Source organism: Pseudomonas sp. JS425 (assembly GCF_018223845.1).
GTDB lineage: Bacteria > Pseudomonadota > Gammaproteobacteria > Pseudomonadales > Pseudomonadaceae > Aquipseudomonas > Aquipseudomonas asiatica.
Map to the genome: position 1 here is coordinate 4,864,406 of NZ_CP073661.1, position 14,271 is coordinate 4,878,676.

Annotated in this window: 12 protein-coding genes and 1 pseudogene; 4 read left to right on the forward strand and 9 right to left on the reverse strand. The window is 64.0% G+C overall.

Annotation, left to right across the window (positions count from 1 at the left end):
• The first annotated feature begins 44 nt into the window (after positions 1 to 44).
• Together KDB76_RS22465 and KDB76_RS22470 are read left to right on the forward strand one after the other, a co-directional pair.
• Positions 45 to 1,118 carry a diguanylate cyclase gene (locus KDB76_RS22465; protein WP_024087634.1) on the forward strand — a complete coding sequence of 358 codons (1,074 nt, stop codon included), beginning with the start codon at positions 45 to 47 and terminating at the stop codon, positions 1,116 to 1,118.
• A 51-nt stretch (positions 1,119 to 1,169) separates the two neighbouring features.
• A pseudogene (locus tag KDB76_RS22470) lies at positions 1,170 to 3,755 on the forward strand (EAL domain-containing protein).
• 179 nt (positions 3,756 to 3,934) lie between these two features.
• Here KDB76_RS22470 and KDB76_RS22475 read toward each other — a convergent pair.
• Complete coding sequence (locus tag KDB76_RS22475; protein WP_024087636.1) at positions 3,935 to 4,270, reverse strand: DUF2025 family protein; 336 nt, start codon at positions 4,268 to 4,270, stop codon at positions 3,935 to 3,937.
• A 123-nt stretch (positions 4,271 to 4,393) separates the two neighbouring features.
• The gene (locus tag KDB76_RS22480) at positions 4,394 to 5,302 is read right to left on the reverse strand and encodes a LysR family transcriptional regulator (RefSeq protein WP_013973907.1); all 909 of its coding nucleotides are present in this window, start codon (positions 5,300 to 5,302) and stop codon (positions 4,394 to 4,396) included.
• Between the two features lie 112 nt (positions 5,303 to 5,414).
• On the opposite strand from KDB76_RS22480, the gene KDB76_RS22485 reads away from it, so the two are divergent.
• Positions 5,415 to 6,173, forward strand: coding sequence for an SDR family oxidoreductase (locus KDB76_RS22485; protein WP_013973908.1), 759 nt, complete (start codon positions 5,415 to 5,417; stop codon positions 6,171 to 6,173).
• Positions 6,174 to 6,212: 39 nt separating this feature from the next.
• Here KDB76_RS22485 and KDB76_RS22490 read toward each other — a convergent pair whose 3' ends face one another.
• The 7 genes from KDB76_RS22490 to KDB76_RS22515 form a co-directional block, all read right to left on the reverse strand.
• Positions 6,213 to 7,082 (reverse strand): HlyD family secretion protein, encoded by an 870-nt coding sequence (locus KDB76_RS22490; RefSeq protein ID WP_024087637.1) that lies wholly within the window; start codon positions 7,080 to 7,082, stop codon positions 6,213 to 6,215.
• Between the two features lie 12 nt (positions 7,083 to 7,094).
• A complete protein-coding gene (locus KDB76_RS22495; protein WP_013973910.1) occupies positions 7,095 to 7,301 on the reverse strand; it encodes a DUF1656 domain-containing protein in 207 nt (68 codons plus the stop codon).
• Positions 7,288 to 9,276 carry an FUSC family protein gene (locus tag KDB76_RS22500; protein WP_024087638.1) on the reverse strand — a complete coding sequence of 663 codons (1,989 nt, stop codon included), beginning with the start codon at positions 9,274 to 9,276 and terminating at the stop codon, positions 7,288 to 7,290. The genes KDB76_RS22495 and KDB76_RS22500 overlap by 14 nt, the downstream gene beginning before the upstream one ends.
• Positions 9,277 to 9,572: 296 nt before the next feature.
• A complete protein-coding gene (gene ccoM / locus KDB76_RS30105; protein WP_003254862.1) occupies positions 9,573 to 9,689 on the reverse strand; it encodes a cytochrome c oxidase subunit CcoM in 117 nt (38 codons plus the stop codon).
• A gap of 135 nt (positions 9,690 to 9,824) precedes the next feature.
• Positions 9,825 to 9,986: a hypothetical protein gene (locus KDB76_RS22505; protein WP_003258944.1), complete on the reverse strand. Its 162-nt coding sequence runs from the start codon at positions 9,984 to 9,986 to the stop codon at positions 9,825 to 9,827.
• 67 nt (positions 9,987 to 10,053) lie between these two features.
• Entirely contained in the window at positions 10,054 to 10,383 is a 330-nt protein-coding gene (locus KDB76_RS22510; RefSeq protein WP_003258942.1) for a hypothetical protein, read from the reverse strand.
• A gap of 63 nt (positions 10,384 to 10,446) precedes the next feature.
• A complete protein-coding gene (locus tag KDB76_RS22515; RefSeq protein ID WP_013973912.1) occupies positions 10,447 to 11,142 on the reverse strand; it encodes a hypothetical protein in 696 nt (231 codons plus the stop codon).
• A gap of 161 nt (positions 11,143 to 11,303) precedes the next feature.
• On the opposite strand from KDB76_RS22515, the gene rapA reads away from it, so the two are divergent.
• A complete protein-coding gene (gene rapA, locus KDB76_RS22520) occupies positions 11,304 to 14,150 on the forward strand; it encodes an RNA polymerase-associated protein RapA (protein ID WP_038410109.1) in 2,847 nt (948 codons plus the stop codon).
• Positions 14,151 to 14,271 lie beyond the last annotated feature (121 nt).

The window sequence follows — 14,271 nt, forward strand, 5'->3', positions numbered from 1 at the left end:
AGTTATGCGATAAACGGTGCTTCAGCGGAAGAACGATGATCAAGATGGATAAACGCAGCGGCAAAGGACTTTCATTCGCCAAACGCATCTACCTGCCGCGGGTCATCGGCCTGGGAATCGGCCTGTTCAGTGTCATGGCCGCCATGGCGCCGCTGTCACCGCCCACCTGGGCATGGCTGCTGGTACTGTTCAATGGCCTCTTGTGGCCACATGTGGCCTACCTGTGGGCAGCCCGTTCGGCCACGCCCTACCAGGCAGAACAGCGCAACCTGGTTCTGGACTCCTTGATGGGTGGGTTCTGGACCGCCGCCATGCATTTCAATCCATTGCCCAGTGTGACCGTGCTTTCGATGATGACCATGAACAACGTCGCCGCCGGCGGCAAACGCATGGTCGTTCGCGGGATGCTGGCCCAGTTGGGCGGCATGCTCGTCGCCATATTGTTGCTGGGCCCTGGCCTGCAACTGAACGCCACGCCCCTGCAGGTCTATGCCTGCCTGCCGATGCTGACGCTCTACCCACTGGCGCTGGGCTGGGTCTGCTACCAGCTGGCGATCAAGCTGGCCGACCACAAGCGCCGACTGAGTACACTGAGCCTCACCGACAGCCTGACCGGCCTGCTCAACCACGGTGCCTGGAAAGACCTGCTGCTGCTGAAGTTCCAGGCCTGCCAGCAGCAAAAGGGGCACGCGGTGATTGCCCTGATCGACATCGACCACTTCAAGACCATCAACGACACGTTCGGTCACGTTGTCGGCGACTGTGTGCTGCGCCAACTCGGCGCCGAGCTGCGGCACAGCCTGCGCGAAGGCGACCAGGCCGGGCGCTACGGCGGTGACGAATTCTGCGTGATCTTGCCGGATACCAGCGAAGCCGAAGCGTGCCTGGCCATGGAGCGCCTGCGCGAGCGGGTCGCCAGCTACCGCAACCCGCAGTTGCCGCACCTGCGCATCAGCCTGAGCATCGGCCTTTCGGCATTCGAGGCCGACCTGGAGTCACCCGAGCACTGGCTCGAGCAGGCGGACAAAGCGCTGTATACCGCCAAGCATGCCGGGCGCGACCAGGTCAATTTTGCCCGCAGCGACGCTGCAACGCTCAGGCTGGCCTATCCTGATTGAACCTCCTTCCTGACTAACTGGCGGGAGGCTGTCTGAAGGAGCCGCTCGCGCATGGCCAGGACCGCCAACCTTCCAACCGCCAGCCCCACCCCGCGCTTCCAGGTGCGTCGCTTGATTGCCGGCTTCAGCGCAGTTTTCGGCCTGGCTTGCCTGGTCATCGTCGGCGCCCTGTTCAATATCGCGGGTACTCTTGACCATCAGGAGCGCCAGCGCAGCGCCTCGCAGGCATCCAAGGCGCTGGAGCAACGGTTGCTCGCATCGCGCCAATTCCTGTCCAGCTACGCCGTATGGGATGCTGCCTTCGAACACCTGGCGGGGCAGGCCGACTGGAAATGGGCCTACGAAGAAAAGAACGTGGGCGAGTCGCTGTACAGCGCCAGCGGCTATGAGGGAGTGTTCGTGGTGGAGGACGCACGCACCACCTACGCCTTGTTCAGAGGCCAGCCTACCCAGGCGGCGGCCAATACCTATATCGATGCAGCGCTGCAGCCAATCATCGACCAGGCCCGGGCAGCGGCCATCCCCCGTGAACAGATCACCCGTTTCGTCCTGTTCAACGGTTGGCCGGCCGTGCTCAGTGCTGCGGCGGTGCGCCCGGACCGGGATGTCACCGAGAGCGAGGTCAGCCAGGCGCCGGTAATGCTGTTTGTCGACCAGCTCACCGAGGACAAGCTGGCGCAACTGAGCAGCGGTGCCGGCCTGAGCGGTATGCACGTGGAGAAAAATGATGTGGGCGAGCACGGCCACCTGCGCATCGACCTCGGCGATACCGGCTACCACCTGTCCTGGAGCAGCCCGCTGCCAGGGCACCAGTTGCTGCGTGCTGTGTTGCCCCCGCTGTCGGGAGCCTTGCTGATACTTGGCCTGGTCATGCTCTAGCTGTTCCGTCATGCCTTGCGCAGTTCGCGCGCGATCGACCTCACGCTCGCCCATCTTCAGCAGAGCAACCAGGCCCTGGAGGCCAGCGAACAGCGTTTTCGCGCGGTGGCTGAGTCGGCATCCGACTGGATCTGGGAAACCGATCGGCAGCAACGCCTCACCTATCTGTCACAACGTTTTGTCAACGTTACCGGTTACCCTGTGGGCGACTGGCTCGGCCACCCGCTCAATCAGTTGCTGGCCTGCGATACCACGCCGCTCTCGCCGTGGCTGGATGCCCTGGCCGCGGCCGACCCGCAACAGCTGGCCAACCTGCGCTGCACCTACCGCGACCAGAATGGCCAGAACCGCTACTGCCGCATTTCGGCCCGCGCCATCTGGTACGACGACAAGCCCGTCGGTTTTCGTGGCACCGCCAGTGACATCACCGACGAAGTCGATGCCCATGCACGCATCCAGCACCTGTCGCTGCACGACCCGCTGACCGGCCTGGCCAACCGCAACAAGCTAGCCCGCCACCTGGAACAGGCGCTGTTACGTGGGAGCGACTCGCCACCACTGACCTTGCTGCTGCTGGACCTGGACAACTTCAAGCCGATCAACGACTCTCTCGGCCATGCCGCCGGTGACGCGGTGCTGCAGGAGGTAGCGAACCGCCTGCGCGACACTACCCGCGACGGCGACCTGGTCGCGCGTTTGGGCGGCGACGAGTTCCTCCTGGTGCTCAGCGGCATGGACAACCGCAGCGAGATCGACCGTTTCTGTGCGCGCCTGATCAGCCTGCTGCAGCAACCGATCGCCTTCGATAGCCAGACCCTCCATGTTGGCGCCAGCATCGGAGTCGCCCAGACCCGTACCCAGGGCTTCGATGCCGGCGAGCTGATCCGCTGCGCCGATATCGCCCTGTACCAGGCCAAGGCCGACGGCAAGAGCACCTGGCGCTATTTCGCTGCCGAAATGAACCAGCAGATCCAGTACCGCCGCCAACTGGAGAACGACATGCGGCGAGCCCTGCGCAACCAGGAATTCGAGCTGCACTACCAGCCGCGCTACCGCCTCAGCGACCTGCGCATCGTCGCAGTCGAGGCCTTGCTGCGCTGGCAGCATCCGCAGGAAGGGTTGCTGGGGCCGGACACCTTCATCCCCTTGGCCGAACAGAGTGACATCATTGTCGCGCTGGGCCGCTGGGTGTTGCGCGAAGCCTGCCGCACTGCCCATGACTGGCCCGCCGATGTTCTGGTCTCCGTGAACCTGTCACCTGCGCAGTTCCAGCGCAGCGATGTGGTGGCGGATGTACGCGAGATCCTGCTGGAAACCGCTTTCCCCGCACAGCGCCTGGAGCTGGAAATTACCGAGAACGTGATGCTCAATGACATCGAAGGCGCACTGGGCACAATGCTGTCGCTCAAAGAGCTGGGCGTTCGCCTGAACATGGACGACTTCGGCACCGGCTACTCGTCGCTGGGCTACTTGCGCACCTACCCGTTCGACAGCATCAAGATCGACAAACGCTTCATCGGCGGGCTGAACAACACCGCTGGCAGCGACCGCGCCGTGGTCCAGGCCATCATCAACCTGGGCGAAGCGATGGGGCTGACGGTGACGGCCGAAGGAGTGGAAAGCGAGCAGCAGCTCAGGGCACTGCAGAAGGACCGTTGCCATGAAGTGCAGGGCTATTACTTGAGCCGACCGCTGGACAGTGCGGGGCTCGAGGCGTTGATGCAGCAGGCATCCCAGCGCTCGGCGCCCTACCTGTAGCGCGTGGAGGTAACTGTCTAGTGCAGGTTTGATACTTGCACACCCCCTGTGGGAGCGGGTTCACCCGCGAAGAATGCAACGCGGTATATGGCACCGGCTTCGCCGGTGTTCGCGGGTGAACCCGCTCCCACAGTGATGGTGCAGGTTTTCGGTATTCGAGCGAGGCAGTTACTCCGCTATTACAGAGCGGAGTCCCGCTGCAAGCTGCGTTCAGCCACGATTTCCGGCAGGTCGCGCCGGCGCAGGTAGGTGCGCAGCGGTTCACCCATGTTCAAACGGTCATCCACATGCTGCTCCAGCAACAGCGCCAGCCGTTCGCGGCAAAGAGCCATGCGCTGCCCTTGCTCGGGCCGCCAGACAAACTCGCTGCAGGGCGTGATGCTGGCATCGGCCACGTCCATGCCGAAAGAGTCTTCGGAAAAACGCACGATATGCACGCCGCGCTTGCCATGAAAACCGACGAAGCCCTTGAGCTGGTCGGCAGCGTTGCAGATGTCCTGTGAAGTGATGGCCATGACGTAACCTCGCAATGAAATCGGAAGATACGCACGCCAGGCGGGAAAGGGTTGCCTCTACCGGACAACTCGTGACTGGCAGCCTAACGCAAGCCATCACACAGGCGCCACGGTTTTCATCGATCAGCAACCACCGTCAACCTGTGAATGCAGCACCTCGCCCAACCATTGCATGAAGGCCTGCACCCGGCGTGGCACATGCCGCTGCCGGGCATACAACAGTGACACGGGCATGGCCGGGGCCTGCCAGCTTTCCAGTACCGAAACCAGCTCACCGCGCTGCAGGTGCTCGGCCACGCCCACCGCCGGCACCTGGATCAGCCCCAACCCGGCCAGGCAGGCCGCCGAGTAGGCCTCGGCATTGTTCACTGTGACCACGCCGGCCATGGCCTGGAAATGCAGTTCACCGTCCTGCAGAAATTCGAAACCGGCACTACGCCCCCCCAGAGTGCGCACGTAATGCACCAAGTGATGCTCGGCCAGGTCCTGCAGCGTGCGCGGCACGCCGTAGCGTGCAAGGTAGGCAGGGCTGGCACAGTTGCGCATGCTCAGTTGGCCGACCGGGCGCGCCACCACATCCAGGTCATGCAGGGCACCAATGCGCATCACGCAATCGAAGCCTTCACGCAGCAGGTCGACCTGGCGGTCGGTACAACTGAGCTCCACCTCCAGGCGCGGGAAGCGCTGCAGAAACTGCGGCAACGCCGGGATGATGACCCGGCGGGCCATCATTGTCGGCAAATCGACGCGCAGGCGCCCGGCCAGCTCGGCATCGTCGGCGCGGAACAAACCCTCGATTTCGTCCATGCCCGACAGCAGGTCCTTGCTGCGCTCGTACAGCAAGACGCCATCCTGGGTCGCCTGTACCCGGCGGGTGGTGCGGTTGAACAGCTGCGTACCCAGCAAACGCTCGAGCGCCCTGACCTGCTCCGACACAGTCGAACGGGGCAGCCCCAAGCTCTCGGCAGCCAAGGTGAAACTGCTGACCTCGCAGACCCGAACAAAGGTGCGCAACAACTCCAGCTTGTTCAATTCAGCCCTCGTCTATCCGGTTTTACCGAACAGTATTTCCATATTCGCTGGATTTAACAGCACCACACCGACCAATAACCTGTGCTCATCAGCTCACCATGAGGTTTTCACCATGACCCGCAAGATTGCCCTGATCACTGGCGCCAGCCGCGGCCTGGGCCGCAACACCGCAGAACACCTGGCCGCACGCGGCATCGATGTCATCGGCACTTACCACAGCAAGGCGGAGGAAGCCCATGCCGTCGCCGCCCGGCTGGAGCAGGCCGGGGTCAAGGCCATCATGCTGCAACTGGACGTCAGCGACAGCGCCAGCTTTGCCGGTTTCGCCGAATGCCTCGGCGCAACCCTGCAGCAACACTTCGGCCGCGAGCGCTTCGACTTTCTGGTGAACAATGCCGGGATCGGCTTGAACGTGCCATACACCGAAACCAGCGAGGCACAGTTCGACCAGTTGCTGAACATCCAGCTGAAGGGTCCGTTCTTCCTTACCCAGCGCCTGCTGCCGTTGCTGGTCGACAATGGCCGCATCGTCAACATTTCCACTGGCCTGGCGCGCTTTGCGCTACCGGGGTATGCCGCCTATGCCGCGATGAAGGGGGCGATGGAGGTGCTGACCCGCTATCAGGCCAAGGAACTGGGAGCACGTGGGATTCGTGTGAACATTCTGGCGCCGGGGGCGATCGAGACCGATTTTGGCGGCGGCGTGGTGCGGGATAACCGACAGGTTAATGAATACATTGCCGGCAACACGGCGCTGGGGCGGGTGGGCTTGCCGGATGATATCGGGGCAGCGATTGCGCTGTTGCTGGAAGATGGCAACGGCTGGATCAACGGGCAACGGCTGGAGGTTTCGGGTGGGATGTTCCTCTGAAATCGAGGATCTGGGGCTGCTTAGCAGCCCCTTTGGCCCTCACGGCCGACTCTGCTCCTCATGCACCTGCACACTGGCTGTCATCCCCGCACTCAGGGTCACCCCCTCCGGCACCTGGTCCAGGCGGATCCTCACCGGTATCCGCTGCGCCAGGCGCACCCAGTTGAAGGTCGGCTCAACCTCCGGCAGCAACTGGCTGTCGGGGTTACTGTTGCGGTCGGTGATACCACGGCTGATGCTCTCCACATGCCCTTGCATCGGCTCGCCCGCGCCCATCAGCCAGACCTTCACCGTATCCCCCACACGAATGCGTGGCAGCTTGGTTTCCTCGAAATAGGCCTGGATATAGAAGGTTGAATCGTCCACCAGGGCCATCACCGCCTCCCCGGTATTCACATAGTTGCCCTCGGCCAGGCGCAGGTTGGTGATATGCCCGCTGCGCGGCGCCCGCACTTCACTGCGCGCCAGGTTGATTTTGGCGACCTGCAATTGTGCCTCGGCCTCATGCAGCTCACCGCGGGCGATGGCCGCATTGATCTGGGCGTTTTCCCGCAATTCGGCACTGATCGCCTCCGGCCCAAGTGCGGTACGCCGGGCCGCTTCACGCTCGCGCAGGCGCAGTTGCTGGCTGCGGGTTTCGGTCACCGCGCTGGCTTGGTCGAAAGCAGCCTGGAAGCGTTCGCGGTCGATGCTCATCAGCAGGTCGCCGGCCTTGACCTGCTGATTGTCACGGGCCTTCAGCTCGCGCACCCAGCCGGACACATCGGGGGCGATCACCACCACATCGGCGCGCACACGGGCATCGCGGGTCCAGGGGGTGAGCATGTAGTACTGCCACAGCTGATAGCCGGCGAAGACGGCAAGGGCCACCACACACAAGGTGACCAGGGTACGTACGGCCGCACGCATCGAAACACTCCTTTATAAAGCTCCCAGCAGTCGCACTACCAGGAACAACACACAAACGAACAACGCCGCATCGAACAGCGCTTCATGCCAGATCCAGCGCCCCAACGGCGTGGCCTGCACCACCAGACGCAACACGCCGGTAAGCACCAGCGCCATCAACACATAAACCAGGAAAGGGCTGAACAGCACGCCGCCCAATTCCCACTCACGCAACCCCATGGGATTCCTCCTGCCAACGGCACCACTTGCCCCAGCTTTTTTGCAGTTGCAGCACCGCCCCTTCAGCCAACCGCAGCGGATCGCTGGAGGGTAGACGGCGCAAGGCGCCAATGAACTGTTCGCTTGCGGCATCAAGGCTCTGCCCACGCCCTGGCGCCGGCCCTTTGGCCAGCACTGCCTCTACCTGCTGCAGGTATTCGCGCTCGGCCCGTCCCAACGGGGCCTTGGCGAGCGCCAGGCACATGCGCAAATGCACCAGTTCGTCGCCGATATCCAGGCCGTGCAGGCCGTCGTCCCAGCGCTTGCGTTCGCTCTCGGGCAGGTCGCCGGCATGCCGCGCCAGTTGCATCAGGCGGTCGGCCATGCGCCCGCCAAACCAGCTGTCGGCCCCGCGCAGGTCGCGCCGGGTCAGGCGCACCAGGTCATTCTGGGTCGCCGCGCGCAGGCGCTGGCCCAGCCAGGCCGGGTGGCGAAACACCAACAAGCGGAAGGCCATCACCGCCGCCGACACACCCACCAGCATGGCCAAGGCACTGTTGAGCAGGGTGGCCACGCCGAACTGCATGGCGTTGAGCGGCGACACCAGCACGATGAAATGCAGGCAATAAGAAGTAGCCGTGGCCCCGGTCCGCGGGTGAGCCATGCCCAGCGCACCAAGAAACAGCGGCACCCCCATGCCCAGGCAGAGCATGGCGAAGCTGCTCCATTGCGGCAGCAGAATTTGCCCGACCAGAAACGCCGCCGGTATTGCCAGGAGGATCCCTCGTAAAAAGCTCAGGCCGATCTGCGCGCCATTCTCGCGGCTGGCGAACAGGCTGCAAACCACACAGGTCAGCACCAGGCCACCCGGTGCCGAAGGCCAGGCGGTGGCCAGCCAGAAACCACTCATCACCAGAAAGGCCAGCGCACTGCGTGAGCCGAACAGCAAGGCCAGCGACCAGTCGCGGTGCGCGGCCAGGCCCTGAGACACATCCTTGGGCGCCCTGCCCGCCTCCACATCCTCCAGCGCCTGGCTGGCAGCCATGGCGTAATCCAGCAGCAGTGCCGTGCGTGCCAGGCAAAAGTGCTCCGCCGGGCTGATCTGATCATCGTGGGCAGCATCCCAGATGCGTTGGCGCAGAAGCAAAAGGCTCGGCTGATCGGGCTTGCCCAACAGTGCGCGCACCTCCTCCAGCCAGGGCGCCAGGCGTTCGGCCTCGCCCTCATCAAGTTGCCGCCACTGGCGGCGCACCGAACGGGAAATGCGCAGCAGCACCATCAGTTTCTGGCTCAGGCCGCGAATGGCACGAGCGCGTTGGCGCCCGCGGTTGCCTTCGAACCAGGCGTGTTCGCGTTGGCTGTCGATGGCAACGATACGCCCCAGGCTTTCCAGCAGGCCTTTGCGCGCCTCGTCTTCACCGCCCAGCATGGCACTGGCGGCCTGCAGGCCGTTCTGCCAGGCCTGACGGGCCTGCCCGCCCAGTTGCTGCTCTACCCGCATGGGCCAGAGCAAGGCACTGCTGGCGGTGGCACAGAAGATACCCAGGCAGATCTCGGTACAGCGCGCCACGGCCTGGTCGAACACCTGCAACGGGTGATCGATGGCCGGCAGGGCAATGATCGCCGCCGTGTAGCCTGCCAACACGAAGGCATAGGCCCAGGCGCTGCGCAACTGGGTGGAGGCGGCAGTGCACAGGGCCAGCCACAGGGCCAGGGTGAGCAGGAACAGACCGGGGGTCTGGGCAAACAGACCGATGAACAGCACCGACATAAACGTGCCGACCAGGGTGCCGGCCAGCCGCGCCAGGCCCTTCTGCACCACCATGCCTGACAACGGCTGGGCGACGATGAAAGCGGTCATCAGGGCCCAGGACGGTTGCTCCAGGCCCCAGCGCATCGCCAGCCACAGGGCGAGGCCGCCACCGAGCAGGGTCTTGATGGCGAACTTGAGGGCGAGGCTGCTGGGAGCGAACAGGGCCTGGAAGGTGATGGGCACGAGACGGACCTTGAAGGGATGGTCTTGTAGAAAGATAGACAATGGTGGGAAGGATAAAGCGGAAACGATTAATTAGCTAGCTAATCATCTTTGTTATGGACAGCTCTCCTGTGCTGCCCTCTTCGCGGGCACGCCCGCTCCCACATGGGACCGCGCACAGTCCGAATCCTGTGAAGTCATTGTGGGAGCGGGAGTGCCCGCGAAGAGGCCGGTACAGGCAACACAAAAATTGCAGGCAAAAAAAATGGGCGACCGAAGTCGCCCTAAATGCCTTGCGTGCTCGTGTACCCGGAAGGTCAGCGCGGTTTGCGCTTGTTCGAGTCCTTCCAGATGAAAATGCCCAGACCGGCAAAGAATGCGACCATCAACCCGACCGTCACCACTCCGGCGATAACCACGTTGTCGAAGAACATGCTGGCCTCCCCATTCGTTTGCCGTTGTCCGATGGGTGCAAGTTAACCAATGTGGAGGCGGGGAAAATTGATCGGGGTCAATGGTGCCCGGGGCCGGGCACGCGAGGCGGGTGCAGGGTTGACCTGCGTCAAGTTTCAGCGCTTCTTCGGCTTGCCCTTGGGCTTCTTTTTCTTGGCACTGTTCAACGGCAGGGCCTGCTCGAACGCATTGCGCATTTCGTTCAGGCGCTTTTCCTTGAGGTCGTGGACGCGCTTGGCGCGTTCGGCATCGAAATCGATGAGGTTGTCCTGGCTCATGGGTGGGCTCGACGATCAACTGAGACTTGCATGATGAAGCCAGGCGCTGGCGCTGACCAGCCCCATGTCAGACTTCGATGTCCACCAGCAGCCCCTGGCGTACATGCTCGCCCATCAATGGCGCTACCGGCACGGTGTTGTCGGCGTTGACCTCGTCACCCGGCATTGCACTGTAGCGTTCGTCGTCGCCCTTCTGCCGACGTTGCTGCTGGCGGCGCTGCTCGTCGCGCAGCAGCAGCGCCTGCTCCTGCGGGTCACGCTGCTGCTTGAGGTCGATGGCACTTTCACCGGATGCAGGCTGGGTCGGCACCACCGGCTTGATGTCGGGTGTCGGCTTGACCGGGTCCTGTTGCGAGGTCACCGGGGCGGCACTGAGCGGAATGATCGGTGGCAGCATGGACGTTCTCCTATGCCCCCTGTATCGGCAGGCGCGGATTTACCTTGATGGCAGGCACAACACTTATTCGGCTTCGTCGTCAGGGTTATCGTCGCTAGGTGGGCTGGCCTCGCTCCAGGGCCGCTTGTACACCTGCTGCCAGACCCCGTCCATGTGCTCGCGCAGCACCTGCGGCGCGGATTTTAGCGAGGCGCTGTCCTCACGCTCACCGCCGATCGGCTCCTCACCCGCCGGGGTGATCAGCGACTGGCCGGTGATGCTGTAGCTGGCCTGCCCTTCGCGCATCTCGATGGCGATGTCGTGCGGGTCGATGCCACCGCCACAGAATGCGTGGCTGGCAACCGTCACCTCGGCGATGCCGTCCTTGTTCAGGTCGCCGACATCGCTGACGTCGTTATAGAAGTCCACATCCAGGTCCAGGCCCGGGCAGGTGGTTTCCTGTTCGATCTGCCAGCGCGCCTTGAAAGCGTCGTTTTCGGCCTTGCGCCCGTACAGCGTGGCCTTGAGTACCACCTTGTCGACTTCCTGCTCGCTTTCCGGGTCGCTGGCCTGGCCATCGCTGCGGCTCAACACCAGCAGGCCTTCACCGTCGCGGTCACGAAAGTGCACGCTCTTGATCGGCGTCTGCACGCCCAGCACCTCGAGCTGTTCGATCGGGATGGCGGGCAAGGTCTCGAAGTTTTTCTGCTCGCAGGCGGCCAGCAGCAACAGGCTGCCCACGGCCATCGAAGCGCTGATCCAGCGGTGCTTGGCAGACATGTTGATCCGGAGCCCTCGTCGGCAGCACGGTGGGGGACGATGAAGCGGCTAGACTGTTACTACCTATCGCACTTCGGCACCTTTCGATGCGCTCGGCACTTTGGTCTGACCGGCCGATCCGTTAACATAACCGGCTTTTTCATCGCGGGAGTTCAGGCAGTATGGCGCAGCAGTATCAACCGGGGCAACGCTGGATCAGCGACAGCGAAGCCGAGCTCGGCCTGGGTACCATCCTGGCGCAGGATGGCCGCCTGTTGACCGTGCTCTACCCGGCCACTGGCGACACCCGCCAGTATTCCCTGCGCAATGCGCCGCTGACCCGCGTGCGCTTCTCGCCAGGTGACCAGATCACCCACTTCGAAGGCTGGAAGTTGACCGTGCGCGAGGTCGAGGACATCGACGGGCTGATGGTCTACCACGGCCTGGACGGGCAGAACCAGCCGCGCACCCTGCCAGAAACCCAGTTGTCGAACTTCATCCAGTTCCGCCTGGCCAGCGACCGCCTGTTCGCCGGGCAGATCGACCCGCTCTCGTGGTTCAGCCTGCGCTACAACACCCTGCAGCACACCAGCAAGCAGATGCAGTCGGCGCTGTGGGGCCTGGGCGGCTGCCGTGCCCAACCCATCGCCCACCAGTTGCACATCGCCCGCGAAGTCGCCGACCGCAGCGCGCCACGCGTCTTGTTGGCCGACGAAGTAGGCCTGGGCAAAACCATCGAAGCCGGCCTGGTGATCCATCGCCAGCTGCTGTCTGGCCGCGCCAGCCGCGTACTGATCCTGGTACCGGAAAACCTCCAGCACCAGTGGCTGGTGGAAATGCGCCGCCGCTTCAACCTGCAGGTGGCCTTGTTCGACGCTGAGCGTTTCATCGAAAGCGATGCCAGCAACCCGTTCGAGGATGCCCAGCTGGCGCTGGTGGCCCTGGAGTGGCTGGTCGACGACGAAAAGGCCCAGGACGCGCTGTTCGCTGCCGGCTGGGACCTGATGGTGGTGGACGAAGCTCACCACCTGGTCTGGCACGAAGACCAGGTCAGCGCCGAATACGGCCTGGTCGAACAGCTGGCCCAGGTGATCCCGGGCGTGCTGCTGCTCACGGCCACCCCCGAGCAGCTCGGCCAGGACAGCCACTTCGCCCGCCTGCGCCTGCTCGACCCCAACCGTTTCCACGACCTGGCCGCCTTCCGCGCCGAGAGCGAGCACTATCGCCCGGTGGCTGAAGCCGTACAGGAACTGCTCGACGAAGGCCGCCTGTCGCCCAAGGCCCACGCCACCATCCAGGGCTTCCTGGGTGCCGAAGGCGAAGCCCTGCTGGCCGCGGTCAGCGACGGCGATACCCAGGCCAGCGCGCGCCTGATCCGTGAGCTGCTCGACCGCCACGGCACCGGCCGCGTGCTGTTCCGTAACACCCGCGCGGCGATCCAGGGCTTCCCTGAGCGCCAGCTGCACCCTTACCCACTGGCGACGCCCGAGCAGTACCGCGACCTGCCAGCCGGCGAACATGCCGAGCTGTACCCGGAAGTCGCCTTCCAGGCCCAGGGCGAGGTGGCCGATGACGAGCGCTGGTGGCGTTTCGACCCGCGCGTCGACTGGCTGATCGACACCCTGAAGATGCTAAAGCGTACCAAGGTGCTGGTGATCTGCGCCCATGCCGAAACCGCGATGGACCTGGAGGACGCCCTGCGCGTGCGCTCCGGCATCCCGGCCTCGGTGTTCCATGAGGGCATGAGCATCCTAGAACGTGACCGCGCCGCCGCCTACTTCGCTGACGAAGAGTTCGGCGCGCAGGTGCTGATCTGCTCCGAGATCGGCAGTGAAGGCCGCAACTTCCAGTTTGCCCACCATCTGGTGATGTTCGACCTGCCGGCGCACCCCGACCTGCTCGAACAGCGCATCGGCCGCCTCGACCGTATCGGCCAGAAGCACACCATCCAGCTGCATATCCCGTACCTGCAGGACAGCCCGCAAGAGCGCCTGTTCCAGTGGTACCACGAAGGCCTCAACGCCTTCCTCAACACCTGCCCTACCGGCAACGCCCTGCAGCACCAGTTCGGCCCGCGCCTGCTGCCACTGCTTGAAGGTGGCGAAAGCAAGGCCTGGGAAGCCCTGGTGGCCGACGCCCGCAGCGAACGCGAACGCCTGGAAGCCGAACTGCATACCGGCCGTGACCGTCTGCTGGAGCTCAACTCCGGCGGTGCCGGCGAAGGCCAGGCGCTGGTCGAGGACATTCTCGAACAGGACGACCAGTTCGCCCTGCCGATCTACATGGAAACCCTGTTCGACGCCTTCGGCATCGACAGCGAAGACCATTCCGAGAACGCCCTGATCCTCAAGCCGAGCGAAAAGATGCTCGACGCCAGCTTCCCGCTGGGTGACGACGAAGGCGTGACCATCACCTACGACCGTGGCCAGGCGCTGTCGCGCGAGGACATGCAGTTCCTCACCTGGGAACACCCGATGGTACAAGGCGGCATGGATCTGGTGCTGTCCGGCTCGATGGGCAACACCGCCGTGGCGCTGATCAAGAACAAGGCGCTCAAACCCGGGACCGTGCTGCTTGAACTGCTGTTCGTCAGCGAGGTGGTGGCACCGCGCAGCCTGCAACTGGGGCGTTACCTGCCACCGGCGGCATTGCGCTGCCTGCTCGATGCCAACGGCAACGACCTGGCGTCCCGCGTGGCCTTCGAAACCCTCAACGACCAGCTGGAAAGCGTGCCACGCGCCAGCGCCAACAAGTTCGTCCAGGCCCAGCGTGACGTGCTGGCCCAGCGCATCGGCAGCGGCGAGGCCAAGGTCATGCCGGCCCACGTCGAGCGCGTGGCCGAGGCCCAGCGCCGCCTTAAAGCGGAGGCCGACGAAGAACTGGCCCGTCTGGTCGCCCTGCAAGCGGTCAACCCGAGCGTGCGCGACAGCGAGATCGAAGCGCTGCGCAAGCAGCGCGAAGAGGGCCTGGCGATGCTGGAAAAGGCCGCCCTGCGCCTGGAAGCCATTCGCGTGCTGGTGGCTGGCTAATACAGGCCAGACACCGCCGCCTTTGTGGGAGCGGCCTTGTGTCGCGAAAGGGCCGCAACGCGGCCCCAGAATTGACGCGCTACAGTTGAAATTGCTGGGGCTGCTTTGCAGCCCTTTCGCG